Genomic DNA, 22,918 nt, shown 5'->3' with positions numbered 1-22,918 from the left:
CATGGAAGTTCGCGTTGCCAACGTGCGCAAGGAGTTTGACCGGTTTCCGGCGCTTCACGACGTATCGCTCGACATCAAGTCGGGCGAACTGATCGCGCTGCTGGGGCCGTCCGGGTCCGGCAAGACGACGCTGCTCAGGCTGATCGCCGGGCTGGAGCTGCCGACGCGGGGAAATATCTTCTTCGGCGACGAGGACGCCTCGCACAAGTCGATCCAGGAGCGCAATGTCGGTTTCGTCTTCCAGCACTATGCGCTGTTCCGGCACATGACGGTGGCCGACAATATCGGCTTCGGCCTGAAGGTCCGGCACGGGCCGTCGCGCCCGCCGGCGCAGGAGATCCGGCGCCGTGCCTCCGAGCTTCTCGATCTTGTCCAGTTGTCAGGGCTGGAAAAGCGCTATCCGGCACAGCTCTCCGGCGGCCAGCGGCAGCGCGTGGCGCTGGCGCGCGCCATGGCGATCGAACCCAAAGTGCTGCTGCTCGACGAGCCATTCGGCGCGCTTGACGCGCAGGTGCGCCGGGAACTGCGCCGCTGGCTGCGCGAAATCCATGACGCCACCGGCCACACCACCGTCTTCGTCACCCACGACCAGGAAGAGGCGCTGGAGCTTGCCGACCGCGTCGTGGTGATGAGCCAGGGCCGCATCGAGCAGGTCGGCACCGCCGATGACATCTACGACACGCCGAACTCGCCCTTCGTCTACGGCTTCATCGGTGAATCGAGCTCGCTTCCCGTCAAGGTCGAGAATGGCGAGATCTGGCTCGCCGACCGTCCGATCGGGATTGCCGCGCCCAACGAGCCCTCGGGCGACGCAACGCTGTTCTTCCGCCCGCACGATGTCGAATTGCTGGACGGCTGCAGCGGTTGCATCGCCGGCACGGTCGCCGCCAGCCGCCGCGTCGCCGGCACGCGCCGGGTCGAGCTTGAGATCGGTGGCGAGCGCCAGCGCGTCGAAATCGAGTTGCCGGTCGATCATCCCGCGGCGCAGAAAAGCCGGGTGGCGTTCCGCCCGGGGCGCTGGAAGCTGTTTCCGGCGGCGACTTAATCCTCGATAGGGGCGCTACTCCAGCCAGTTCTCGACCTTAAGGTTTCGAATCCGGGTGAACTCCCCCGTGTTGGCCGTTACCAATGTGGTACCCAGTACGCAGGCGTGGGCAGCAATAAAAAGGTCATTGTGGCCAATAGGCCGGCCAACGGCCTCGAGCTCGGCGCGAAGTGCGCCGTACTCGGCATCCACCGGTATATCGAGCGGCAAAACAGGAATCTCCGCCAGCAGTTCCTCGACCTTCTTGAGCAGCTTTGCCGATCCCTTCCTGGCGCAGCCATATCGCAATTCCGAGGCGACCACGATGCTGGTGCACACGGCTGCATCCCCCTCGCGCGCCATTGCATTGGCGGCTTTGCCAGCCGGGTTTCGGATCATGTCGCTGAGGATGTTCGTGTCCAGCATGAACCGCATTCAGAAAATGTCCTCGGATTTGACCGGCGCATCGTCGATCTCGGGGAAGGCGTCTTCAGGACCAAGTGGCGGCTCTTTCGCCCATTGGGCAAGCAGCGCGGTGAGGCCGGCTTTGCGGACCGGCTCGATGACAAGGCGGTCGCCTTCGCGGCTGATCAGGACCTTTTCGCCGGGGAGCTCGAACTCGACAGGAATGCGCACCGCCTGGCTGCGATTGTTGCGGAACAGCTTCGCCTCCTTGGGCGGCGTTGTTGAATGACGATTCTGGGGCATGACGAACCCTTCCGTTGTATATGCCATTTGTATATGCCAAACGACACCACGATGCAAGGTCAGGGAAAACTCGGAACAGGACGTCGCCTGCCGTCGCACCAAGGAACGTTTTCGGTCTGATCTTCTAGGCAGAGCGAAGTCAACTACTCTTTCAGCGCGCTTTCAGTGACAGCACCAAGGTCATCGGGTTTTTCGGGGAAGCCGCAAAACCGTAGTGTTCGTAAAAGGCTTTCGCTTCATCCGATATGGCATGAACAAAAATGCCACGAATGCCGAGGATCGTCGCGGCGTGACCTGCCCGCAGAACGGCATCTTGCAACAACGCTGCGCCCAGCCCCTTCCCTTGCCAGCCTGCGTCCACGGCGAGACGCCCGAGCACAACCATCGGAATGGGATCTGGCATATTGCGGCGAATGGCGCCGGGCGCCGCCGCGAGATCAAGCCCGCCCGAAGAGAGGCAGTAATAACCGACAACGCGCGCGTCTTCCGCCACCACATAGGTACGCGACGCGCCGCTGATCTGGTTGGCTCGCGCCCTGAGGCGAAGCCATTGGTCGAGGTTTTCCGATCCGCTTTGGAAAAGTTCGAGATCGTGGTTTTCGGCGAGAGGCGTAGGCGCCGACAGCACTAGCCCTGCCATGGCTTGGGCACGTTCATAAGGCGTGCAAAACCTTCACCGTTCGGCGGCGCATCGAGGATGTCGAGATAATGCCGGTAACTTTCGGCATCTGCCTTGATCAGTGCCTGATCGAGCAGCGTGTCCTCGGCCGCACGATATGCGGCATCGATCATAAAGTCGGAACGGGTCTTCCCGCGTATTTTCGCGGCACGGTCGATCAGCGTGCGCACATCTTCCCGAATGCGCAGATTGACAGGCTTGGCGTGGGTCTCAGCTGTGGTCTTTGTCATGGCGGGCTCCTTGTCGCTCCCATAGCACATTTGCATACACAATGTGTATCTGTTTCACGACGGCAACGGATTGAAACGTTCGGCGTGTACCGAGGCCAAATCGTGCTTGAAATAGGAAACTACGAACTCTCTACTTTGGGAATAATTTTTCTAGGAGCGATGCACTGATCCTCGGACCCATGCCTCGTCGCACACCATTCGCCACGGCTATGGTCCGACCATAAACGCATTTCATCGGAGCCTGTTTTCATGAAGCGATTTTTCCTGGGCGTCGCTACCGTCGCCGGCCTGTTCCTCGCATCCTCCCAAGCCTGGTCGGCCGACAAATTGCTCAACGCCTCCTATGACGTCGGTCGTGAACTGTTCGTCCAGGTCAACAAGGCCTTCATCGCACAGCATCCAGGCGTCACCGTCGACCAGTCGCATGCCGGCACCTCGGCACAGGCGCGCGCCATCGCCGAAGGTCTTGGCGCCGATGTCGTCACCTTCAACCAGGTCACCGACATCGACTTCCTGGTCAAGAAGGACCTCGTCTCGGCCGACTGGCAGAAGGATTTTCCCGACAACGCCTCGCCCTTTTACTCGCTGCCGTCGTTCCTGGTGCGCGCCGGCAACCCCAAGCACATCAAGGACTGGAACGATCTCGTGCGCGACGACGTGCAGGTGATCTTCCCCAACCCGAAGACGTCAGGCAATGCGCGCTACACCTATCTGGCGGCCACCGCCTACGCCAAGGAAGCCTTCAAGGGCGACGACGCCAAGGTGAAGGAGTTCATCACCAAGCTGTTCAACAATGTGCCGATCTTCGACACCGGCGGCCGCGCCGCGACCACCACTTTCGTGCAGCGTGAGATCGGTGACGTGCTGATCACCTTTGAGTCCGAGACGCGCGGCATCCGCAAGGAGTATGGCGACGACAAGTTCGAGCAGGTCACGCCTACGGTCAGCCTGCTGGCCGAATTTCCGGTCGCGATCGTCGACAAGGTTGCCGACGAGCATGGCACGCGCGATCTGGCCAAGACCTATCTCGACTTCCTCTACACACCGGAGGGCCAGGATATCGCCGCCCGCAACGGCCTGCGGGTTCGCGATGCCACTGTGGCGGCGAAATACAAGGCCGACTTCCCCAATATCCGGCTGCTGACGGTGGAAGACGTTTTTGGCGGCTGGGATAAGGTGCAGAAGGAGCATTTCGCCGCTGGCGGCCTGCTCGACCAGACCTATGGCAGCCGTTGACGGCAGCAGCATCCTGGGGTGATCGAAAAGCCGGCGCTTCGCCGGCTTTTTTCGTTTTCTGCGTCGGCAACCCCGGTTTCAGTGAATATCGGCGTCATTCCAGCAAAACGTTACAAAGAATCAACGCGTTTGTGCCTAACGTGCGATTCGGCGGCTTGTTTTCGCGAAACATCATTGCGTGGCGAAAACGTCATTATTTGCACACAAACAGTCGCCAGATGCGAGTGGTTGGGGCTTCAATGGGTTGATCTGGGCATGCTGACAAAAAAAGGCAAATACGGCCTCAAGGCCCTCGTGCATCTGTCCGGCCTGCCGGCCGGCCAATTGGCCTTCGTCAACGATATCGCGGTGGCCAACAACATTCCGAAGAAATTCCTCGATGCCATCCTGGGCGAGTTGCGCAATGCCGGCTTCGTCCAGAGCCGCAAGGGCAAGGAAGGTGGCTACCGCCTCGCCCGGCCCGCCTCCGAAATCAAGATCGGCCATGTCGTGCGCGTGCTTGACGGGCCGCTGGCGCCGATCCCTTGTGCCAGCCGCACGCAGTATCAGCGCTGTGAGGATTGCGACGAGGCGACCTGCCAAGTCCGGCACATGATGCTGGAGGTGCGGCAGGCGATCGCCGAAGTGCTGGACAATCGCAGCCTCGCCGCCATGCGCGATGCCGACAATGATGATTTCCCGGTCGAGCTGACGTCGCAGATTTAAACCACCGACTGCGAGCTGACCGCGCTCAGACAGATATGAGATTCTTGCATTGAAGGAGGGGGGCTCCAAATTTCGAGTTACGAAGCTCGAAATCACGGAGAACCCCATGCATTTTTGGCCTATTTTGGCCTACCCGTTCACATTAGACGCAGCCTCGAATACATCGCGTGCGGACGTCGTACCCGCTACGTGCTCCGTACCCGCCACACCGAGGTCCATCCATCCGGCATTCACGGCCTCAAACATTTCTTCGGCAGGTCCGGAGTGACCCTTCGGGATGCCGAATTGCTCGAACGCTTCCGCCCACCCTGCACGCGGAATTGCAAAGGCCTTCACGTCGAGATTCAGGACCTCACCCAATTGTTCCGCGACTTCATCCGCGGTGACCATCGAACCAATCTCGACGATGCGCTGCCCTGACCACGCTGGCCCGGTCAAAAGGGTCGCGACCTCCGCGCCGATGTCATTCGTCGCGACCATGGTCGATTTCCGGTTTGTCGGATTGTAGTAGACCGGTAGCGTTCCGCCCTGCGCGACCTGCAAGCCGTAGAGGAAGTTTTCGAAGAATCCACCTGCGCGGACAAATGCGGTTGGCGATATCAGGTCGCGAAAACCTTGCTCCAGAAGCGACAAGGCCTCGATCACCCCGTGCCCGCTGGTTCTGTTCGCACCCATCGACGAAAGCGCAACCACTCGCGGCGGCGCTGCCTTGGTGAGCGCCTCGACATAGTTTGCAATCACGCCCTTTGCTTCTTTGTAATCGGGCGACGGCGCCCAGACAGGCGGCAACATGACGAACGCGCCTTCGACGCCTTTGAGCGCTTGCTCGATGGCCGCCGAATCATTCCAATCGCCGTCTACCAGTTCCACGCCCTGGTTCGCCCAGTTAGCCGCCTTGTCGCGATTGCGGACGAGCGCGCGTACCTCCTTGCCGTGCGCCAGCAGATGTTCTGCCGTTGCGCCGCCAACTTTTCCCGTGATTCCTATTACTAAGAACATGTGTTTTCTCCTGATATTGAGGGACAGAGCTGCCCCTGTTGGTTCAATGGATGAGCGGCAGAATGGCCCGGACACGGGGATCGCGCAGATAGAGGCCGCCCCACGTCATCGCGCCCAGAAGCAGGGAAATGATTTCCGGCGGCGACCCCAACTCACCGATGCGGACATGGGCGCAGATGGCACCTCCCAAAAAGCCCGTCACCAGGATCGCGCCGAGGACAGCGGTGGCCGGAATGGCGTAAAGGATGGCGCAGGCGAGTATGATCGGACCCACGACACGGGTCAGGTCCATCGCGAAACCGGTTTCCTGCAACATGCTCGCGATCTGTGCCGGCGCGAAAAGCTGAATAGTGCCATCTGCCACCAGAGCGATAACGACAAACGCGCTCATTATCCGGCCGGCCCACCGGGGGCGATGCAAGGTCATAGTTTCAGGTGTCTGATGCAGGTTCATAGTTTCGGACACTTGTCATTCTCCGATGGGGAGATCCCATATTCGAAGCTTACTGTGCCTCTTAGGTGTGATAAACGCCGAGGAAATGAACCAACTGTTCTCCTTTTGGGAAACAATACCGAGGCACGAAAATGCAGAATCTCGAACCCATCCTCATTTTCATAACGGTAGCGGAAATGGGGAGCTTCACCCGCGCGGCCGACAGCCTGGGCATTCAAAAGGGGAGAGCCTCAACGGCGGTCCGGAAGCTGGAAGAAGATGTGGGTGTCAGGCTTCTGCACCGGACGACGCGCAGCGTGCGGTTGACAGAGGACGGACGCGCATTTCATGCCCGTGCCCGCGATCTGCTTGCTGAAGTCGATGATCTGCACTCGATGTTCGCAGGCGATCGCGTGGCACTTCGCGGTCGTTTGCGGGTCGACCTTCCGACCGAAGTGGCGCGCACAACGATCGTGCCGGCCTTGCCGGATTTCATGGCGGCGCACCCCGAGTTGGAGCTGGAGATGTCGAGTACGGATCGGCAAGTCGATCTGGTTCAAGAGGGGTTCGATTGTGTATTGCGGCTTGGACCCATTCGGGACGAGACGCTGATTGCCCGTCCGTTGGGCCTGTTGCGCATGGCCAACGCTGCCAGTCCCGCCTATCTGGCGCGCTATGGCGTCCCTCGATCGCTGGAAGATCTCCAGCGTCAGGAACATAGGACAATTCATTTTTCGACGATGCTGGGCGCGAGACCCTATGGATGGGAATATCCGGACGGCGACAGCTACGCGACGCTTCAGTTGCCAGGTGCACTGCACGTCAACAGCGCGCAGACCTACGAAGCCGCGGCCCTCGCCGGCCTTGGCTTGATCCAGGCGCCACTCTTGGGGATTGGCCGATACTTGGAGAGTGGAGCGCTTGTCGAGATCATACCCGATTTTCGTCGCCGGGCGCTCCCCGTGTCCCTCGTCGTAGCACATCGGAGCAATCTGTCGCGCCGGGTCCGCGCGTTCATGAAATGGATCGAAGATGTGCTGACGCCGTATATGGAATAGCGAGACGAATATCTTCGTCCGGCCCTCGAAATCAACATTCTGAAGTTATGTCTGCCGGTCGGCGATCGGCGGTCCGGCGTCGACCCCGAGCAGATGGCTGCCGGCAGCGGCTGACCGAGGCCCAGGACAGCACCGGCATCGGAATGGATGAAGGCTCATGACCGGCGTATCAGGCGGACCGCGGCAGCGACGAGTTCATCGACCGGACGTGTCGCATCCAGCGTCAATGCCCGCTCATCCGCCGTCGGCGGCTCGAGGATGGCGAACTGGCTGTCGACCAGGCTCGCCGGCATGAAGTGACCCTTGCGGTTGCCGACGCGCTGCCTGGCCGTGGCAGGGTCGATCTCCAGATAGAGGAAGACGATCTCCGGGCAGAAGCGGCCCAGCCGGTCGCGATAGCTGCGCTTCAGCGCCGAGCAGGCGGCAACCACGCCTTCGCCCTGCCCCACTGATGCCGCGATGCGCTCGCCAATCGCGTCAAGCCAGCCTTCGCGCAGCTGATCGGTGAGCGGCTCGCCACGCGCCATCCTCGCGACGTTTTCCGGCGGGTGCAGCCTGTCGCCCTCGATGAAGACGGCGCCGAGCGCTGCCGCCAGCGCCGTGCCGACGGCCGACTTGCCGCAGCCGGCGACACCCATCACCACGATGGCCGGCACCGAACCGGGAGCGCCCGTCGGCGCTTGTGCTGCTTTTTCGTCCACTGTCAGCGGCTTGCCGGCGCGCGGCCGTAGAGCAGCAGCATGGCGACGATGACGACGCCGTAGATGATCTGCCGCCCCGCCTCCGGCATCTGCATGACCGACAGGATGGACTGCAAGAGCGTGATCAGGATGACACCGGCGACGGTTCCGAGATAGGAGCCGCGCCCGCCGAGGATCGAGGTGCCGCCAAGCACCACCGCGGCGATCGATGGCAGCAGGTAGGCATCGCCCATCGACTGCGCCGCCTTGGAGGCATAGCCGGCGAGAAGCACGCCGCCAAACGCCGAGAGCCCGCCGGAGACGGCGAAGGCGATCATCACCACGCGCCGTGTGTCGATGCCGGAGAGATAGGCGGCGCGCTCGCGATTGCCGATGCCGTAGACGGTGCGGCCGAAGCTGGTGCGGGTCAGCACGAACACCATCGCGGCCCCGATCAGCGCCCAGATGATGACCGCGTTGGGCACGCCCGGAATGGCAAAGCCGGTCGCCAGGTAGCGCATCGCGCCTGTCGCCGAATCCTGTGGCGAGAAGCCGCCGGTGTAGACCACCATCAGCCCTTGCGCGACGGCGTTGGTGGCCAGTGTGATGATCATCGAGGGGATGCGCAGATAGGCGACGCCGATGCCGTTGACGACGCCGATCAGCATGCCGCAGAGGATGCCGAACGGAATGGCCAGCGCCACCCCGACCGGGCCATAGGCCGCCGCCGCGCAGGCCATCATGGCGCCTGCCGCCACGGACCAGGGCACCGACAGGTCGATCTGGCCGAGCAGGACGACCAGCATCATGCCGGTGGCGATGACGCCGAGGAATGAGGCGACCTTGAGCTGCTGCAGCAGATATTCAGGCGACAGGAAGCTTCTGGAATAGAGGCTGCCTAGAAACAGCAAAAGCACGATGCAGGCAAAGGCGGTCAGCACCGCCGGATCGGCGCGGCGGATAAATCTGGGCATGCGGCCGGCAATACCGCCAAGCGTCGTTTCGCTCACAGGAACCACTCCAGCCGGTTGCGGACCCGAAAAAGGGCGAAGGCGCCGAGGCTGACTGCGACCAGCAGGATAACGCCCTGGAACAGCGGCTGCCAGAGCGGATCGAAATCGAAGACGAACAACAGGTCGCCGATGGTGCGGAAGGCCAGCGCGCCGAAGATCGCACCGATGGCGCTGCCCTTGCCGCCGAACAGTGAAACGCCGCCCAGCACCACGGCGGCGATCGAGAACAGCGTGTAGGCGTTGCCGCTGGCATAGGCCGCCTCGCCCGTATAGGTGAAAAAGGTCAGGAACAGCCCGCCGATCGCCGCCAGCAGGCCGGCCAGCGTGTAGGCGGCGAACTTGCCGCGCCGGATCGGCACCCCGGACATGTAGGCGGCCGTCTCCGACGACCCGGCCGCATAAGCCGCGCGGCCGAGGACCGAGCGGCTGAACGGCACCCAGATCGCCAGCACGATTGCGAACAGGACGACCAGGCTCGCCGGCACCACGCCGAACACACGGCCGGTCAGCGCGTCGGCCAAGTCCTCATTGACCGAACCGCCCGGGAATGGCCGCAGCAAAAGGCCGATGCCGTAGTAGACGGCCCCCGTGGCAATGGTGGCGACGATCGGCTGCAGCCGGCCATAGATGACGATGGCGCCGTTGATCGCGCCGCACAGCAGGCCCACCGTAAGCACGGCGATGACACCGAGCGTCGTCTGCATCGGCGTGCCGACCACCAGCCAGGATGCCAGGCAATTGGTGAGCAGGAAGATCATGCCGATGGACAGGTCGATGCCGGCGGTGATCACCACCAGCGTCTGCGCCATGGCGACGAAGGCCAGCAACACGCCCTTGTTCGACGCCGTCTGCACGACATTGGCGGTAAAGCCCGCCGGATGGTTCGAGGTGTAGATTACGAACATGACGATGAAGATGCCGAGCGCCAGCAGCGTCCCGCGCTGCTCGGCAAGCCAGTAGCGCCAATCCTTCATGCGTCCGCTCCCAGGCCCACCGGGCTGTCCTCGCCATGGATGTTGAGCGCGCTTGATATCAGCGCCCGCTCGGTGATCTCGGTGCCGACCAGCTCGCGCTTGACCGCCCCGTCATAGAGCACCAGCACACGGTCGCAGCAGCCGATCAGCTCGTCATAATCGGTCGAGTAGAACAGGATCGCCGCACCGGCGTCGGCGAGCTTGCGCATCAGCTGATACAGTTCCTGCTTGGTGCCGACATCGATGCCGCGCGTCGGATCGTTGAGCAGGATGATGCGCGGCTGGCGCATCAGCCATTTGGCGATGACCACCTTCTGCTGGTTGCCGCCCGAAAGCGCGCCGACCGGAATGTCGAGGCCCGCCGTCTTGATCGCCAGAAGGCCGACCATGTCGTCGATCAGCCGCTGTTCGGCGGCGCGGTCGATGATGCCGGCTTTCGACAGCCGGTCGAGCGCGGCGAAGGACAGGTTCTCGCGCACCGTCATCGGCAGCATCAGGCCTTCGGTCTTGCGATCCTCGGGAATGAGCGCCATGCCGATGCCGTCGTCGCGCGCAACGGATGGACTGGTAATAGCGACCGACTTGCCATCGATCAGGATCTGGCCGCCGAGGCCGCGCAGCACGCCGAAGAAGGCGAGCAGCAATTCGCGCTGGCCCTGGCCGTCGAGACCGCCAAGGCCAACCACCTCGCCTGCCCTGACGGTCAGCGAGATGTCGTGCAGCCGGTCGGCCCAGGAGAGCTTGCGGGCCTCTAGCCTGGGGGCTGCGGTGGCAGGCACCGCCGTCGGCTTTGGCGGAAAGATATGGCTGTATTCGCGGCCGATCATCAGTTCGACCACTTCATTGTCGCTCTTCGATCCGGCTGGGTAGCTGGCGACATTGCGGCCGTTGCGGAACACCGTGCACTGGTCGGCCAGCTCGGCGATCTCGTTCATGCGGTGCGATATATAGAGCAGAGCCAGCCCTTCCGAGCGCAGCCGTTTCAGCACGGCAAAGATCTTCGAGACATCCGTCGCCGTCAGCGCCGAAGTCGCCTCGTCGAGGATGAGGATGCGCGGCTTCCTGGCCAGCGCTTTGGCGATCTCGACCATCTGCCGGCGCGACAGCGGCAGGTCCTTGACCAGCGCCAGCGGGTGGATGTCCGAGGCGCCGGCGCGCGCCAGCGCCTCTTCCGCGATGCGGCGCTGCGCCTTGCGGTCGATCATGCCGAAGCGTTTGGGAGGATCGGAAATGACGATGTTGTCGGCAACGCTGAGCTCGGGGACCAGCGACAGTTCCTGGAAGATGCAGACGATGCCGGCTTTGTTGGCCGCACCCGGTGAAGCGAAGGTCACCTCGCGTCCGTCCAGCGTCATGCGGCCCTCGTCGGGCGCCACCACACCGGCCATGACTTTGATCAGCGTCGACTTGCCGGCGCCGTTTTCACCCAGAATGGCGTGGATGCTGGCGCCCGTCACGACAAGCTCGGCGTTTTCCAGCGCGCGCACGCCGCCATAGCGCTTGGATATGCCCTCCATCCGGAAGAGCGGAACCACACCGTCCATCGGTCCTCCGAGGCACTTTGACGACGACTAGGGGATAGAGTGGTCGGCGCCGCGGGAGATCTCGCGGCGCCGGCTGTGCTGCCTATTGGTCCGCCTTGGTCTGACCCATGATTTCCTGCGCGGTGAAATTGATGCCGCAGGTCGGGAAGGAATTGCCGACGAAGAAATTGTCGGACTGATCGGGAAAGAAGTCCTCGCCGGCCTTGAAGTTCGGATCCTCGACGATCGCCAGCGGCAGCTTGACCGATTGCGGGACGACGTTGCCCTCAAGTGCCGAGATCGCCGTCTTGATGGCGACCGCAACCTGCGCGGGGCCGGTACCGGCCGACGAACATTTCAACCCGTCGCCTGCATGGGCAGCGCAGAATTTGCGGAAGCCGTTCTCGGTCTCGCCGCCGAACGGCACGAACGGATGCTTGGCGTCGATCATCGCCTGCACGATGCCGGTGTCGCCGCCCTGTCCGGTCACGCCGTCGAAGGGGCCGTTGGTGGCGATTGCGTCGGCCGAGGCCTTTTGCGCGACGCCGTCATCCCATTTGCCGACAACCTCGGTGACCGCCCATTTCTTGCCGGAGGCGTCGAGAGCCTCATGGATACCATTGTGCCGGTCGGTGTCGACCGATGTTCCAGCAACGCCACGCACCTCGAGCACCTTGCCGCCGTTCGGCACATGCGTGACCAACCATTTGCCCCACAGCTCGCCAAGGCCTTTCTGATCGACGTTGACGTTGATGGCGTCCTTGGTGTCGAGAATGTTGTCGAAGGCAACCAGCACGACGCCGGCTTCCTTGGCGCGCTTGATCACCGGCCCGAAGGCCGTCGGGTTCTGCGCGTTGACCACGATGGCGTCATAGCCGGAATCAATGAAGTTGTTGATCGCCGAGATCTGCGCCGGCACGTCCTCTCCGGTCGAGACGACCTTGAATTCCTTCAGCTTTGCGGCAACGTCCTTCTGGGCTGCATAAGCCTTCGCGGTCTGCACCATCTGGATGCGCCACGTATTGGCGATATAGCCGTTGGCGAGCGCAATGCGGTAAGGGCCGTCCTTCTTGGGGAATTTGAAGAACTGCGTATCCGCGGCCCAGGGTGCGAAGCAATCCGGTTCAGCCGCTGGACCCTTGACGATTTCGGGGCCTGCGGCGATCGCCGATGAGCTCAACATGACGAATGCAGTGGCGGCAACGACGCCACCAACAAGTGACTTGATCATCGATATTCCTCCCAATTGCAGTTCTGTTTGTTGTTTGGCTTTGCGAAGTCTCGCGATGGCCGGCACCTCCTGCCTAGCCACACGCTTTCTTGGTCGCCGGTGACGGCCGACCCGGCCCCTCCCCTTGTCGCAGTCAGCAGGGCGAAATTATCATATTATCCATAATAAACAAGTATCAGTTGTCGCTTATGTATAATAAACAGGCGTGACCTGTTTCCCACGCGCCTGTTAACCTAAGATGGTAGCGCTACCAAATTGGCGTGTAAACCGGCATTCGCACAGTCGCCTCTGTGTGTTTCAACGCGCTGTGCTCTCGCGGCGCTTAAGCTCGAAACCGAGATCGACGATCCGTTGCTCCGGCCTGTTGCCGGCGATAGCCGCCAGCGCCATGGCGACGGCGCGCCGGCCGATCTCGTAGCGGTGGGTGCGGATGCTGGTGATCGACGGAAACGCCACCTGCATCATGTCGAGATCGTTGAAACCGACGATACCGATCGTCTTCGGCACCGCGATCGAGGCGCGATGACACTCGAACAACACGCCGAGCGCGATGTCGTCATTGTTGCAGAAGACACCGTCGAGCGTCGGCACCTTGCCTAGCGCGTCGCGAAGCATTTCGCGCCCGAGCGACACGCTGGACAGCACCGGCGTGGTGGTGACAAGGCGCGGGTCGAACAGGCTGGCGGCCTCCATCGCAGCGCGATAGCCTGCCAGGCGCCGCTGCGAGCGCGGGTCCATGCGCGCGCCGATGAAGCCGATACGGCGGTAGCCTGCCTCGATCAGATGTTCGGTCGCCGTCCTGCCGCCGTCGAGATGCGAGAAGCCGACCATCATGTCGACCGGATCGGGACCGGTCTCCATGACCTGCACCACCGGGCAGCCGGCGCTCTCCAGCAGCTTTCGCGAAGTTGGCGTCTGGTCGATGCCGGCGACGATCAGCGCTGCCGGCCGCTGCGAGCCGAACAACTGCAGCAGCCGCTCTTCCTCGAGGCCGGAATAGTGGGTGTTGCCAAGCTGGATGCGGAACGGGCTGGCCGACAGGCTGTCATAGATACCGCGCACCACCTCGGCAAAGACGTTGTTGGTGAGCGACGGCACCAGAACGCCGAACACCTCGGCCCGCGCCGAGGCCAGAGCCCGCGCATTCGGGTCCGGCACGTAGCCGAGTTCGTCGACGGCGGCCTGGATCTGGTGGCGCAGTTCTTCGGAGACACGCTCCGGCTCGCGCAAGGCGCGCGACACGGTGATGGCGCCGACGCCGGCCTTGCGCGCGACATCCGATATGGTCGGGCGGCCGCCGCCCCGGCGCGAGCGCGGCTTGATCACGGCCCCGCTCGCCCGTACCCGGCAGGGCGCGCTTGCGACCCGATCGTCCTTGCTGTCTCCATCTCACCGGCCTTTGCCGCACCCACTCGCCTTCTGGCGTCGCGCAGCCTGTCTTCCATGTCAAGCAACCGGAAACGATCTGCCTCGTTCAGGCCGCCACGGCGGTGCGGCGCCGTGCCTTCCAGAACAACAGCACGATCGCCAGTATGTTCAGCAAATTCCAAGCGATGCCGTTCAGGAACGCCGCGGCATAGGAACCGGTCAAATCATAGATCCAGCCCGACATCCAGCCACCGATCGCCATGCCGAATATGGTCGCCATCATGACGATTCCGATACGCTGGCCGGCCTCCTTGGCCGGCATGTAGTCGCGCACGATGATGGCGTAGCAAGGCACGATGCCGCCTTGCGACAGGCCGAACACCAACGACACCACATAGAGCGACGCTAGCCCGTCGAACGGGATATAAAACAGCAGCGACAGGCACTGCAGCACCGAGCCGATCAGCAGTGTCCACACAGCGCCGATGCGGTCGGCGAGAAAGCCGGACGCCAGCCGGCTGACGACGCCGCCTGCCATCATGATCGACAGCATGTCGGCGCCATGCGCGACGCCGTAGCCGAGGTCCATGCAATAGGCGACGATATGCACCTGCGGCATCGACATCGCCACGCAGCAACCGAGCCCCGCGACGACCAGCAGCACCTGCAGGGCCGCCGGCGACAGCGAGATCGGCTGCACCGGCCGGCTTCCGGGCGAACCCGCGGCGGCCGCCACCGGGGCGCCGCGCCGCAGCATCAGCACCAGCGGCACCATGGTCACCAGGCAGAAGATGCCAATTGCCGCATAGGTGAAGCGCCAGCCTTCTGCCTTCATCAGCGTCGGCATGATGGTCGGCCAGAACGCTCCGGCGAGGTAGTTGCCGGCGGCCGCTGCCGTCACGGCAACACCGCGCCGCCGGTTGAACCAGTGCGAGATGTCGGCGATCAGCGGTCCGAAGATCACCGACGTGCCGACGCCGATCAGCACCCCTTGAGCAAGAGTGAATTGCAGGATCGAGGTCGATAGCGCCGCGAGCAGGAGGCCGGCGGAAAGCGCAATCGAAGAGACCAGCGCCGGAACCCAATAGCCCATCCGGTCGATGGCGCGGCCGATCAGCACGTTGCCGGCGGCAAAGCCTACCATGGTGGCGGTATAAGGCATGGACGCCGCAGCTCGGTCGACGCCGAATTCGGCTTGCACGGCGGGCAGCACCACGACGACAGCCCACATGCCGACGGCGCCGATCGTCGCCAGCAGCATCGAGATGGCAAGCCGCATCCAGGCATAGGAGCTGTCGATGCCGGGGCTCGACGGTATGTTGTCTGCTCGGGTCAAGGCGTTTCCTGTCGGCGGTCTCGGAGATCGGCTGCCGTTTGCGCCACTATCGGCGCATTCTCAGGCCGCAGCAGCGCCACAGCCGGCAAATCCGTGGCTCCAGGCCTAAAAGCAATTCCAGGAAAAGTGTGAAGCGGTTTTCCCGGGAAAAGCGCATAGCGCTTTCCCTTGGGAATTGCGTCAAAACAAGGAGATAGAGCGGTTCAACGTTTCCGTTAAGCGATGAACCGCTCTAAGGGCGAAATGCAGGAACCGATGCCGATATACGGAGTTTCCAACGAGCAAACCTGCAAAGGAGTCCAGCCATGACCGCCACCAAGAAAAAATGGTCGGCCGAGGTGAGCGAGCACAGCGATGCACTGGACCTCGAGGACCACGTCTTCGAATCCGACGACGCCAGGAAGATCGCCGCCTCGCTGAAACGATCCGCCGAACACAGCCACCGGCGCAAGGCCGAGCCGTTCCAGTCAGCCATGTCGATGCTGAACTTCTACATCAACCGCGCCGGCAAGAACCTGCCTGCAGCGCGCAAAAAAGTGCTTGAGGACGCCAAGGACGAACTGCGCACCGCCTTCGGGCGCGAGAAGGATGATTAAAAGCGAGCCGGTAGCTACCGGGCGCGGATGACGCCGTCGGTGTTGGCGAGCAGTTTTCGCACCGCGTTGCGCGCCGCGTCCGGGCGCTGCAGGCGGATGTTCTTCTCGATCGCCTCGTGCAGCTTCTGAGCGTGGTTGAGATCGTCGATTTCCCGCGTCGTATAGGCAAAGAGATGATCGAAGGCGGATTCGATGAGCACGCCGAGCGGTACCAGCAGATCATTGCCCGACGCGCGCAGGATGGCGAGGTGAAAGCGCGTGTCGGCGCGGGTACGCTCCTGCAGGCTGGTCGCCGCGCCCATCTCCCGGCAGGCCTGGCTGATCTCGGCCATCTGCTCGTCGGTGCGGCGCATGGCGGCGAACGCGGTCGCTTCCGGCTCGATGATATGGCGGAATTCCTGCACGGTCTTCAGGAACACCTCGCGATCCGGCGACGTCGCGTACCAGGCCAGCACGTCGCGATCGAGCAGGTTCCAGCGCTCCTTCGGCTCGACCCAGCTGCCGATCTTGGGGCGTGAGGCAAGTAGGCTCTTGGCCATCAGCATCTTGATCGCTTCGCGCACCGCCGAGCGGCTGACGCTGAAGGTTTCCGACCATTTCGCTTCATTGGGCAGGATGGTGCCGGGCGGATAATCGCCACGCACGATCCTGAGACCAATCTCGCTGGCCAGCGAGGCATGGACGCTGGAGCCTGGAATGCGCGCCGCGTCGTGTCGGCGAGCGCCAGCCGGGCGCTCGGCGGAGGCCGTTTTCCCCGGCGATTTTTCCTTGTTCGGCTTCGCGTCCCGCATAGGCTCCAGAAAGTCTGGTTTCAGCAAGCTGTCAAGCGCGGTAACCGGCTTGGGCCGCAAAGCCGGCCACTGTGCACAGATCAGCCCCGATCCGCCGCTTGATTGGCATGTCGATATTCAGGTCAGGCCGGCATCACCTGAATTTCGGCATGCCTAGGCCTGCTTGACGTATTTGCGCCAGCTATGCTCCGGGCGGAAACCGAGCACGTCGCGCGCCTTACGGTTGGAGAGCAGCGTTTCATATTCGCCGAGTTCGGCCTTGACCGGCACGCCGGGGTAGAACCGCTTCAGCAATTCAGCGGTCGGCAGATCGGACGAGGTATCGTCATTGGCGGCGTTGAACACCTGGTAGCCGAGGCCGTCCTTCTCGACGGCGCGCAGCGCGATCTGGCCGAGGTCACGCGCGTCGATATAACTCCAGGCGATGCGCTTGCGGAAACCCGGATCGGCGAACCATTTCGGAAACAGTGAATATTCGTGCGGCTCGATGACGTTGCCGATGCGCAAGGCGTAGATGTCGGTGCCGTCGCGCTGTGCAAAGGCGCGCGCGGTCTTCTCGTTGACGACCTTGGACAAAGCGTAGCTGTCCATCGGATCGACGTCATAGTCCTCGTCGAGCGGGAAATATTTGGGATCGCGTGGCTCGTTGGCGAACACAAGCCCGTAAGTCGTCTCGCTGGAGGCGATGATAACCTTGCGGATGCCGAGCTTCACCGCCGCCTCGATGACATTGTAGGTGCCTAGCGCATTGATGCGGAACACCTCGTTGTCGGTGGTGATCATGATGCGCGGGATGGCGGCGAAATGCACCACGGCATCGACCGGCTGCGGGCGCAGCGACGGGTCGAATTCATGCAGGCCCATATAGCTCGACAGCGCGTTGAACACCTGCCCGCTGTCGGTGATGTCGGTGATCAGGGTGCGCACCTTGGGATTGTCGAGCGGCTTGGTGTCAATGTTGAGCACCTGGCAGCCTTGCTCGACCAGATACTGCACGACATGGCGTCCGGCCTTGCCGCTGCCGCCGGTGAACATGATCCGCTTCGTCATTTTGCTCTCCACATCCTCTGGGATTCATGTGTATTGTCAGACAATATCGCCATCCGCAACCACTCTCGCCTGCAAAACGGCAGCGCCTGACATCAATCATTGCAACAGGACTCGAAGACATGAACACGACTGCCGCGAGCGAGAAGATCGGCTTCATCGGCCTTGGCCTGATGGGCCACGGGATCGCCAAGAACATCGTCGACAAGGGCTACAGCCTGACCTTTCTCGGCCGCAAGAACCGCAAGCCTGCGGAAGACCTGATTGGCCGCGGCGCCACTGAAGCATCGACCTCGCGCGATGTGGCGGCGGCATCGACGATCGTCTTCATCTGCGTGACCGGCTCGCGCGAGGTCGAAGCCATCATTCGCGGCCCCGGCGGCCTCAAGGAGGGCTTGAAAAAGGGCTCTGTCGTCGTCGACTGCTCGACTTCCGATCCGGTCTCGACCGTTGCTCTGGCAACTGAACTCAAGGCGCTCGGCGTCGATTTTGTCGACGCGCCGCTCAGCCGCACGCCGAAGGAAGCCTGGGAAGGCACGCTCGACGCCATGGTCGGCGCGCCGGACGCCCTCTTTGCCAGGGTGAAACCGGTGATCGAAACCTGGGCCGGCCGCATCGTCCATATCGGCGATACCGGCGACGGCCACCGCATGAAGCTGCTCAACAATTTCATCTCGCTCGGCTACGCCGCGATCTATTCCGAGGCACTGGCGTTGGCCGAGAAGGTCGGCATCTCGCCGCCGCGCTTCGACAGCGTCATCCGCAATGGCCGCATGGATTGCGGCTTCTACCAGACCTTTATGCGCTGGACGCTGGAAGGCGACCGCGACGCCCACAAATTCTCCATCGCCAACGCCTTCAAGGATCTGACCTATCTGGAATCGATGGCGGGTGCGGCCGGCATCGCCAACCCGCTCGGCAATGCCACCAAGAACTCCTTCGCCGGTGCCCATGCCACCGGCCCGGCCGAGCAGTTCGTGCCGATGCTGGCGACGCATATCGGCAAGGTCAACGGTGTCGACCTGATGCCGATGAAGGATGGCAAGAAGCAGACGATTTGACGGGATTGTCAGGCAAAGGCACCACTCACCGCCTCCACCGCCCTATTCCGTCATCGGTGTTTTCAAGCAGCTTGTGCACGGCGTTACGCGCGGCGGTTGGACGCTGCAGGCGGATGTTCTTCTCGATCGCCTCATGCAGCTTCTGTGCCTGCCGCTGGTCGGCGACCTGCTGCGTCGTGAACGCGAAGAGATGGTCGAGCGCCGATTCAATCAGCACGCCGAGCGGCACCAGAAGGTCGTTGCCGGAGGCGCGCAGGATGGCCAGATGAAAGCGCGTATCGGCGCGGATACGCTCCTGCAGGCTCAAGGCCTCGCCCATCTCGCGGCAGGCCTGGCTGATCTCCGCCATCTGCTCGTCGCTGCGCCGCATGGCGGCGAAGGCGGAAGCTTCCGGCTCGATGATATGACGAAACTCCTGCACGGTTCGCAGGAAGGCCTCGCGATCGGGCGCCGTCGCGTACCAGGCCAGCACGTCGCGATCGAGCAGGTTCCAGCGCTCCTTCGGCTCGACCCAGCTGCCGATCTTGGGGCGCGACGCCAGCAGGCTTTTCGCCATCAACATCTTGATGGCTTCGCGCACCGCTGAACGGCTGACATTGAAGATCTCGGCCCATCTGGCCTCGTTGGGCAGGATGGTGCCGGGCGGATAGTCGCCACGCACGATCCGCAGGCCGATCTCGCCGGCCAGCGAGACATGGACGCTAGCTCCCGCAAAGTGCGCGGCACCAGCCTTTCGCATGACAGCCGGGCCTTGGCTGGCTTGTGCCTTGACCCGGTCGGCTCGCTTGCTTGACTTCTCGTCCGGCATCCACGTTCCAATACGTCGACCGTCTGTCGTCCGGACTGATCCGAACCGCACGGGCGCCGATTTCGTTGCCGAAAAATCCAGATCGCGGGCGCGGTAAAGCCGGAGCCTGTTGCCCCAACCATCGCGTCCGTTCAGGAATTATCGCATCCGTTCAGGAAATGACGGGGCGCCCGCAAACGGGCGCCCCGAAATCGAGAACCTACTTCTGGATGCAGGTGTCGACCGTATCCTTGGTGCATTCGTCGAGGCCGGTGAACACCGGATCGGAGACGGGTTTGCCTTCGATCAGGTCGATCATCACCGACGGCGCCTTGTAGCCCATTTCGAACGGCCGCTGGCCGACCAGAGCAGTCACAAGGCCGTCACGAGCAATCGCCACCTCGTCGCCGATCGTGTCGGCTGCGCCGATGACGAAGTCGTTGCTGGCGATCCGGTCCTTGAGCGGCCCGAACAGATCGCGATAGGGCTGCGGCGCGCCGAACAGCGGCCAGCCGCCCATGATGCCGAAGGCGTCGAGCTTGGGGTTGGCGGCGAGGATGTCGGTCATCGCCTGCACGCCCTTGGCGCCGTCGTCATTGGTGAACACCGGGCAGCCGGCAACTTCGGTCCAGCCACCTTCACCGGCAAGTGCGGCAAGGCCTTCCTTACCCGACAGTGCATCACGCATGCCCTGCGCGCGGCGCAGGATGTTGTCGGCCGCGGGATTGCCCTCGATCGTGCAGATCGTGCCGCCATTCGGCTTGCCCTTCTTGATGTACTCGCCGATCTTGTGACCCATCAAATAGTTGTCGGTGCCGAGATAGGTCTTGCGAAGGGCAGCATCTTCCTTGCTGAGATCGGCATCGAGCGTCATGATCGGGATCGTCGGATTGGCGGTCTTGATCGTCTGCGCGATGAGCGGCGCGTTGGACGGCGAGATCGCCATCGCCACCGTGTCGGCCTTGCTCAGCATGTCCTGGACGATCTGTGCCTCGCCGGCCTCGTCCGAAGTCGACGCCGGACCGGTGTAGAAGCATTCGTACTCCGAGCTGGCGTTTTCCTTATTCCATTTCTCGCAGCCCTGGTGGATGGCTTCGAAGAACGGATTGTCGAGACCTTTCACGACAATGACGACTTGTTTTTTGGCCAAAGCCGGCCCGGCACCCAACGCCATGGCGGCGACGGCGGCGAGCAAAAGTGTTTTCCTCATGTCAGTCCTCCCTTTGAAACAAACGGACACGGCGTGCCCGCCACACAGATCGACCGGACGCGTGATGACAGAGGTTCGTTTCGCGAGCGCTCGTGTCGCCAACACAGATCGATAAGCATTTCCAGATTCGGCTTCAGATCAGCTCACACACAGGTGTCGCCGGATCCTGGACCGCTAAACCCTCCGCCGGCTCCACCGGCGAACCGCCAGCGGGCATCGGCATAATCTCCTCCGACGCTTAGGTAATATCGGCTTGCCGCCAACGTCAATGCTATTTGTCCTACAAAACGGATTTTTAAAATAGACCGGCGATTGACGCGCGCCGGCTTTTGCGTAAAAGAACGCTAACGCTGTCTTCGGGAGGAGCCTGGGAGAGCGAGGCCAAAGCAGCGTCGGCATTCACGCCGGGAACAGCGGCAGGTCGCAAAGCACGGGGAGGCAAAGGCTGGTGGCGGTTCTCGAACTCACCAACATTTCAAGGCATTTCGGGGCCATCCAGGCGGTCAACGACGTTTCGCTGTCGATCGAGCCCGGACAGGTGGTCGGCCTGATGGGCGACAACGGTGCCGGCAAGTCGACACTGGTCAAGATGATCGCGGGCAATTTCCGCCCGAGCCATGGCACCATGCACATGGACGGCAAGGAATTGATCCTGCACAAGCCGGCGGAAGCCCGCCAGCACGGCATCGAGATCGTCCACCAAGACCTTGCGCTCTGCAACAATCTGACCGCCGCCGCCAATGTCTATCTAGGCCGCGAGTTGCGGCGCGGTATGGGGCCGTTCCGCATCCTCGACTATGCGGCGATGTACAAGCGCGCCGGCCAGCTCTTCGCCGAATTGAAGTCCGAGACCCGTCCGCGCGACCTCGTCAAGCAGATGTCGGGCGGCCAGCGACAGGCGGTGGCGATTGCTCGCACCATGCTGTCGCAAGCCAAAATCGTGCTGATGGACGAACCGACGGCCGCTATCTCGGTGCGCCAGGTCGCCGAAGTGCTGAACCTGATCCGCCATTTGCGCGATCAAGGCATTGCCGTGGTGCTGATCAGCCACCGCATGCCTGACGTCTTCACCGTCGCCGACCGCGTCATCGTCATGCGGCGCGGCCGCAAGGTTGCCGACAAGACGATTGCGTCGAGTTCGCCCGAGGAAGTCACCGGGCTGATCACCGGCGCCATCGAACAGGTTTGATTTCAAGCATTTTCACTATGACAGCAAATGAAGGTCGACGATGGCACTGACAATTGACCAGCCGATCGAGCACAAGCGGCAATCGCTGCCGGCAAGGCTGTTTGCCAGCCAGACTTTCTGGGTGGTGATCTCCGTCATCCTTGCCTGCGTGTTCCTGTCGTTTGCCACCGACGCCTTCGCCACGTCGAAGAACCTTTACAACATCACCCGCAACATCACCTTCGTCGCCATCATCGCGCTCGGCATGACTTTCGTCATCATCACCGGCGGCATCGACCTGTCTGTCGGCTCGGTGCTGTGCCTGTCGTCGATGGTGCTGGCCGTGACAATGCATGCCGGCTACTCGATCGAGGTCGGCATCCTCGCCTCCATCGGCACCGCGCTCGCCATTGGCGCCTTCAACGGCATATTGATCGCCTATCTCGGCTTTCCACCGTTCGTGGTAACGCTCGGCATGCTGTCGATCGCCCGCAGCTTGGCCATGGTCGCCTCCAACAACACCGTTGTCTTCCAGTTCGGGCCGGACCACGCCAAGCTTTTGGCATTGGGCGGCGGCGCCTGGGTGTTCGGCATCGCCAATCCGGTGCTCTACATGATCCTCTTGGCGCTGATCACCGGCTTCATCCTGCGCTGGACCAAGTTCGGCCGCCACATCTTCGCCATTGGCGGCAATGAGCACGCGGCAACGCTGACCGGCGTTCCTGTCCGAAAGATCAAGGTCGCCGTCTACATGATCTCGGCGCTGTCGGCGGGCATTGCCGGCATCATCCAGACTGGCTGGCTGGGCGCCGTCACCACCAATCTCGGCACCGGCATGGAGCTGCAGGTGATCGCCGCCACCGTCATCGGCGGCGCCAATCTGGCCGGCGGCGTCGGCACCGCCTTCGGCGCCATCGTCGGTGCGGCCTTGATCGAGGTGATCCGCAACAGCCTCGGCCTGCTCGGCATCAACGCCTTCTGGCAAGGCGTCTTCATCGGCGGCGCCATCCTGCTGGCGGTGCTGTTCGACCGCATCCGCAACTTCCGCCGCAGCGATTAAG

25 protein-coding genes are annotated in these 22,918 nt (G+C 62.6%); 8 read left to right on the top strand and 17 right to left on the bottom strand.

What is annotated here, in order from left to right; translation table 11 throughout:
* Position 1 precedes the first annotated feature (1 nt).
* The gene (locus tag ACSQ3L_RS15445; RefSeq protein ID WP_436160733.1) at positions 2-1,045 is read left to right on the top strand and encodes a sulfate/molybdate ABC transporter ATP-binding protein; all 1,044 of its coding nucleotides are present in this window, start codon (positions 2-4) and stop codon (positions 1,043-1,045) included.
* 15 nt (positions 1,046-1,060) lie between these two features.
* On the opposite strand, the gene ACSQ3L_RS15440 is transcribed toward ACSQ3L_RS15445, so the two are convergent.
* From ACSQ3L_RS15440 to ACSQ3L_RS15425, 4 genes are all read right to left on the bottom strand, one after another.
* Complete coding sequence (locus ACSQ3L_RS15440) at positions 1,061-1,459, bottom strand: type II toxin-antitoxin system VapC family toxin (protein WP_436160732.1); 399 nt, start codon at positions 1,457-1,459, stop codon at positions 1,061-1,063.
* The gene (locus tag ACSQ3L_RS15435; protein ID WP_436160731.1) at positions 1,460-1,732 is read right to left on the bottom strand and encodes an antitoxin; all 273 of its coding nucleotides are present in this window, start codon (positions 1,730-1,732) and stop codon (positions 1,460-1,462) included.
* Positions 1,733-1,883: 151 nt separating this feature from the next.
* Complete coding sequence (locus tag ACSQ3L_RS15430) at positions 1,884-2,360, bottom strand: GNAT family N-acetyltransferase (RefSeq protein WP_436163453.1); 477 nt, start codon at positions 2,358-2,360, stop codon at positions 1,884-1,886.
* Positions 2,360-2,641, bottom strand: a complete 282-nt coding sequence (locus tag ACSQ3L_RS15425; RefSeq protein ID WP_436160730.1) for a DUF1778 domain-containing protein — start codon at positions 2,639-2,641, stop codon at positions 2,360-2,362. The genes ACSQ3L_RS15430 and ACSQ3L_RS15425 overlap by 1 nt, the downstream gene beginning before the upstream one ends.
* 249 nt (positions 2,642-2,890) lie before the next feature.
* Here ACSQ3L_RS15425 and ACSQ3L_RS15420 point away from each other — a divergent pair, with 249 nt between their 5' ends.
* Both ACSQ3L_RS15420 and ACSQ3L_RS15415 read left to right on the top strand, forming a co-directional pair.
* Positions 2,891-3,877 (top strand): sulfate ABC transporter substrate-binding protein, encoded by a 987-nt coding sequence (locus ACSQ3L_RS15420; protein ID WP_436160729.1) that lies wholly within the window; start codon positions 2,891-2,893, stop codon positions 3,875-3,877.
* Positions 3,878-4,132: 255 nt separating this feature from the next.
* Positions 4,133-4,582 (top strand): RrF2 family transcriptional regulator, encoded by a 450-nt coding sequence (locus tag ACSQ3L_RS15415; protein WP_013530871.1) that lies wholly within the window; start codon positions 4,133-4,135, stop codon positions 4,580-4,582.
* A gap of 129 nt (positions 4,583-4,711) precedes the next feature.
* Here the strand turns inward: ACSQ3L_RS15415 and ACSQ3L_RS15410 are convergent, their stop codons facing one another.
* Both ACSQ3L_RS15410 and ACSQ3L_RS15405 read right to left on the bottom strand, forming a co-directional pair.
* Positions 4,712-5,581 carry an NmrA family NAD(P)-binding protein gene (locus tag ACSQ3L_RS15410; protein ID WP_436160728.1) on the bottom strand — a complete coding sequence of 290 codons (870 nt, stop codon included), beginning with the start codon at positions 5,579-5,581 and terminating at the stop codon, positions 4,712-4,714.
* A gap of 43 nt (positions 5,582-5,624) precedes the next feature.
* Positions 5,625-6,047, bottom strand: coding sequence for a DoxX family protein (locus ACSQ3L_RS15405; RefSeq protein WP_436160727.1), 423 nt, complete (start codon positions 6,045-6,047; stop codon positions 5,625-5,627).
* Positions 6,048-6,166: 119 nt separating this feature from the next.
* Between ACSQ3L_RS15405 and ACSQ3L_RS15400 the strand changes: the two genes are divergently transcribed.
* Complete coding sequence (locus ACSQ3L_RS15400) at positions 6,167-7,072, top strand: LysR family transcriptional regulator (protein ID WP_436160726.1); 906 nt, start codon at positions 6,167-6,169, stop codon at positions 7,070-7,072.
* Positions 7,073-7,227: 155 nt separating this feature from the next.
* On the opposite strand, the gene ACSQ3L_RS15395 is transcribed toward ACSQ3L_RS15400, so the two are convergent.
* The 7 genes from ACSQ3L_RS15395 to ACSQ3L_RS15365 all read right to left on the bottom strand — a co-directional run bounded on the left by ACSQ3L_RS15395 (position 7,228) and on the right by ACSQ3L_RS15365 (position 15,140).
* Positions 7,228-7,773: a gluconokinase gene (locus tag ACSQ3L_RS15395; RefSeq protein WP_436160725.1), complete on the bottom strand. Its 546-nt coding sequence runs from the start codon at positions 7,771-7,773 to the stop codon at positions 7,228-7,230.
* A 2-nt stretch (positions 7,774-7,775) separates the two neighbouring features.
* A complete protein-coding gene (locus ACSQ3L_RS15390; protein ID WP_436160724.1) occupies positions 7,776-8,762 on the bottom strand; it encodes an ABC transporter permease in 987 nt (328 codons plus the stop codon).
* Positions 8,759-9,739, bottom strand: coding sequence for an ABC transporter permease (locus ACSQ3L_RS15385; protein WP_436160723.1), 981 nt, complete (start codon positions 9,737-9,739; stop codon positions 8,759-8,761). Before ACSQ3L_RS15385 ends, ACSQ3L_RS15390 begins: the two co-directional genes overlap by 4 nt.
* Entirely contained in the window at positions 9,736-11,283 is a 1,548-nt protein-coding gene (locus tag ACSQ3L_RS15380) for a sugar ABC transporter ATP-binding protein (protein WP_436160722.1), read from the bottom strand. The genes ACSQ3L_RS15385 and ACSQ3L_RS15380 overlap by 4 nt, the downstream gene beginning before the upstream one ends.
* 82 nt (positions 11,284-11,365) lie before the next feature.
* Entirely contained in the window at positions 11,366-12,493 is a 1,128-nt protein-coding gene (locus ACSQ3L_RS15375) for a sugar ABC transporter substrate-binding protein (RefSeq protein WP_292178564.1), read from the bottom strand.
* 297 nt (positions 12,494-12,790) lie between these two features.
* Positions 12,791-13,819 carry a LacI family DNA-binding transcriptional regulator gene (locus ACSQ3L_RS15370; protein ID WP_436160721.1) on the bottom strand — a complete coding sequence of 343 codons (1,029 nt, stop codon included), beginning with the start codon at positions 13,817-13,819 and terminating at the stop codon, positions 12,791-12,793.
* Between the two features lie 148 nt (positions 13,820-13,967).
* A complete protein-coding gene (locus ACSQ3L_RS15365; protein ID WP_436163452.1) occupies positions 13,968-15,140 on the bottom strand; it encodes an MFS transporter in 1,173 nt (390 codons plus the stop codon).
* 362 nt (positions 15,141-15,502) lie between these two features.
* On the opposite strand from ACSQ3L_RS15365, the gene ACSQ3L_RS15360 reads away from it, so the two are divergent.
* Positions 15,503-15,793: a DUF3175 domain-containing protein gene (locus ACSQ3L_RS15360; RefSeq protein ID WP_436160720.1), complete on the top strand. Its 291-nt coding sequence runs from the start codon at positions 15,503-15,505 to the stop codon at positions 15,791-15,793.
* 14 nt (positions 15,794-15,807) lie between these two features.
* Here the strand turns inward: ACSQ3L_RS15360 and ACSQ3L_RS15355 are convergent, their stop codons facing one another.
* Together ACSQ3L_RS15355 and ACSQ3L_RS15350 are read right to left on the bottom strand one after the other, a co-directional pair.
* Entirely contained in the window at positions 15,808-16,584 is a 777-nt protein-coding gene (locus ACSQ3L_RS15355; protein WP_436160719.1) for a FadR/GntR family transcriptional regulator, read from the bottom strand.
* 153 nt (positions 16,585-16,737) lie between these two features.
* Positions 16,738-17,634 carry an NAD-dependent epimerase/dehydratase family protein gene (locus ACSQ3L_RS15350; protein ID WP_436160718.1) on the bottom strand — a complete coding sequence of 299 codons (897 nt, stop codon included), beginning with the start codon at positions 17,632-17,634 and terminating at the stop codon, positions 16,738-16,740.
* Between the two features lie 119 nt (positions 17,635-17,753).
* Between ACSQ3L_RS15350 and ACSQ3L_RS15345 the strand changes: the two genes are divergently transcribed.
* On the top strand, positions 17,754-18,692 hold the full coding sequence (locus ACSQ3L_RS15345) for an NAD(P)-dependent oxidoreductase (RefSeq protein WP_292641181.1): 939 nt from the start codon (positions 17,754-17,756) through the stop codon (positions 18,690-18,692).
* A 25-nt stretch (positions 18,693-18,717) separates the two neighbouring features.
* Here the strand turns inward: ACSQ3L_RS15345 and ACSQ3L_RS15340 are convergent, their stop codons facing one another.
* Positions 18,718-19,500, bottom strand: a complete 783-nt coding sequence (locus tag ACSQ3L_RS15340; RefSeq protein ID WP_436160717.1) for a FadR/GntR family transcriptional regulator — start codon at positions 19,498-19,500, stop codon at positions 18,718-18,720.
* A 199-nt stretch (positions 19,501-19,699) separates the two neighbouring features.
* Positions 19,700-20,689, bottom strand: a complete 990-nt coding sequence (locus ACSQ3L_RS15335; RefSeq protein WP_436160716.1) for a sugar-binding protein — start codon at positions 20,687-20,689, stop codon at positions 19,700-19,702.
* Positions 20,690-21,137: 448 nt separating this feature from the next.
* Between ACSQ3L_RS15335 and ACSQ3L_RS15330 the strand changes: the two genes are divergently transcribed.
* A complete protein-coding gene (locus tag ACSQ3L_RS15330) occupies positions 21,138-21,878 on the top strand; it encodes an ATP-binding cassette domain-containing protein (protein ID WP_183450754.1) in 741 nt (246 codons plus the stop codon).
* A 40-nt stretch (positions 21,879-21,918) separates the two neighbouring features.
* Positions 21,919-22,917 (top strand): ABC transporter permease, encoded by a 999-nt coding sequence (locus ACSQ3L_RS15325; RefSeq protein ID WP_436160715.1) that lies wholly within the window; start codon positions 21,919-21,921, stop codon positions 22,915-22,917.
* Position 22,918: the final 1 nt, after the last annotated feature.

Origin of the sequence: Mesorhizobium sp. LjRoot246, assembly GCF_964254115.1 — a bacterium.
Lineage (GTDB): Bacteria > Pseudomonadota > Alphaproteobacteria > Rhizobiales > Rhizobiaceae > Mesorhizobium.
The sequence above is the reverse complement of the archived record's forward strand: the minus strand, read 5'-3'. Positions and strand labels throughout refer to the sequence as shown.

Bases quoted from the DNA above. Each gene is read 5' to 3' on its own strand.
- ACSQ3L_RS15445 (WP_436160733.1), top strand. From the start codon at position 2: ATGGAAGTTCGCGTTGCCAACGTGCGCAAGGAGTTTGACCGGTTTCCG.
- ACSQ3L_RS15440 (WP_436160732.1), bottom strand. From the start codon at position 1,459: ATGCGGTTCATGCTGGACACGAACATCCTCAGCGACATGATCCGAAAC.
- ACSQ3L_RS15435 (WP_436160731.1), bottom strand. From the start codon at position 1,732: ATGCCCCAGAATCGTCATTCAACAACGCCGCCCAAGGAGGCGAAGCTG.
- ACSQ3L_RS15425 (WP_436160730.1), bottom strand. From the start codon at position 2,641: ATGACAAAGACCACAGCTGAGACCCACGCCAAGCCTGTCAATCTGCGC.
- ACSQ3L_RS15420 (WP_436160729.1), top strand. From the start codon at position 2,891: ATGAAGCGATTTTTCCTGGGCGTCGCTACCGTCGCCGGCCTGTTCCTC.
- ACSQ3L_RS15415 (WP_013530871.1), top strand. From the start codon at position 4,133: ATGCTGACAAAAAAAGGCAAATACGGCCTCAAGGCCCTCGTGCATCTG.
- ACSQ3L_RS15410 (WP_436160728.1), bottom strand. From the start codon at position 5,581: ATGTTCTTAGTAATAGGAATCACGGGAAAAGTTGGCGGCGCAACGGCA.
- ACSQ3L_RS15400 (WP_436160726.1), top strand. From the start codon at position 6,167: ATGCAGAATCTCGAACCCATCCTCATTTTCATAACGGTAGCGGAAATG.
- ACSQ3L_RS15385 (WP_436160723.1), bottom strand. From the start codon at position 9,739: ATGAAGGATTGGCGCTACTGGCTTGCCGAGCAGCGCGGGACGCTGCTG.
- ACSQ3L_RS15380 (WP_436160722.1), bottom strand. From the start codon at position 11,283: ATGGACGGTGTGGTTCCGCTCTTCCGGATGGAGGGCATATCCAAGCGC.
- ACSQ3L_RS15375 (WP_292178564.1), bottom strand. From the start codon at position 12,493: ATGATCAAGTCACTTGTTGGTGGCGTCGTTGCCGCCACTGCATTCGTC.
- ACSQ3L_RS15365 (WP_436163452.1), bottom strand. From the start codon at position 15,140: ATGCGGCTTGCCATCTCGATGCTGCTGGCGACGATCGGCGCCGTCGGC.
- ACSQ3L_RS15360 (WP_436160720.1), top strand. From the start codon at position 15,503: ATGACCGCCACCAAGAAAAAATGGTCGGCCGAGGTGAGCGAGCACAGC.
- ACSQ3L_RS15355 (WP_436160719.1), bottom strand. From the start codon at position 16,584: ATGCGGGACGCGAAGCCGAACAAGGAAAAATCGCCGGGGAAAACGGCC.
- ACSQ3L_RS15350 (WP_436160718.1), bottom strand. From the start codon at position 17,634: ATGACGAAGCGGATCATGTTCACCGGCGGCAGCGGCAAGGCCGGACGC.
- ACSQ3L_RS15345 (WP_292641181.1), top strand. From the start codon at position 17,754: ATGAACACGACTGCCGCGAGCGAGAAGATCGGCTTCATCGGCCTTGGC.
- ACSQ3L_RS15340 (WP_436160717.1), bottom strand. From the start codon at position 19,500: ATGCCGGACGAGAAGTCAAGCAAGCGAGCCGACCGGGTCAAGGCACAA.
- ACSQ3L_RS15335 (WP_436160716.1), bottom strand. From the start codon at position 20,689: ATGAGGAAAACACTTTTGCTCGCCGCCGTCGCCGCCATGGCGTTGGGT.
- ACSQ3L_RS15325 (WP_436160715.1), top strand. From the start codon at position 21,919: ATGGCACTGACAATTGACCAGCCGATCGAGCACAAGCGGCAATCGCTG.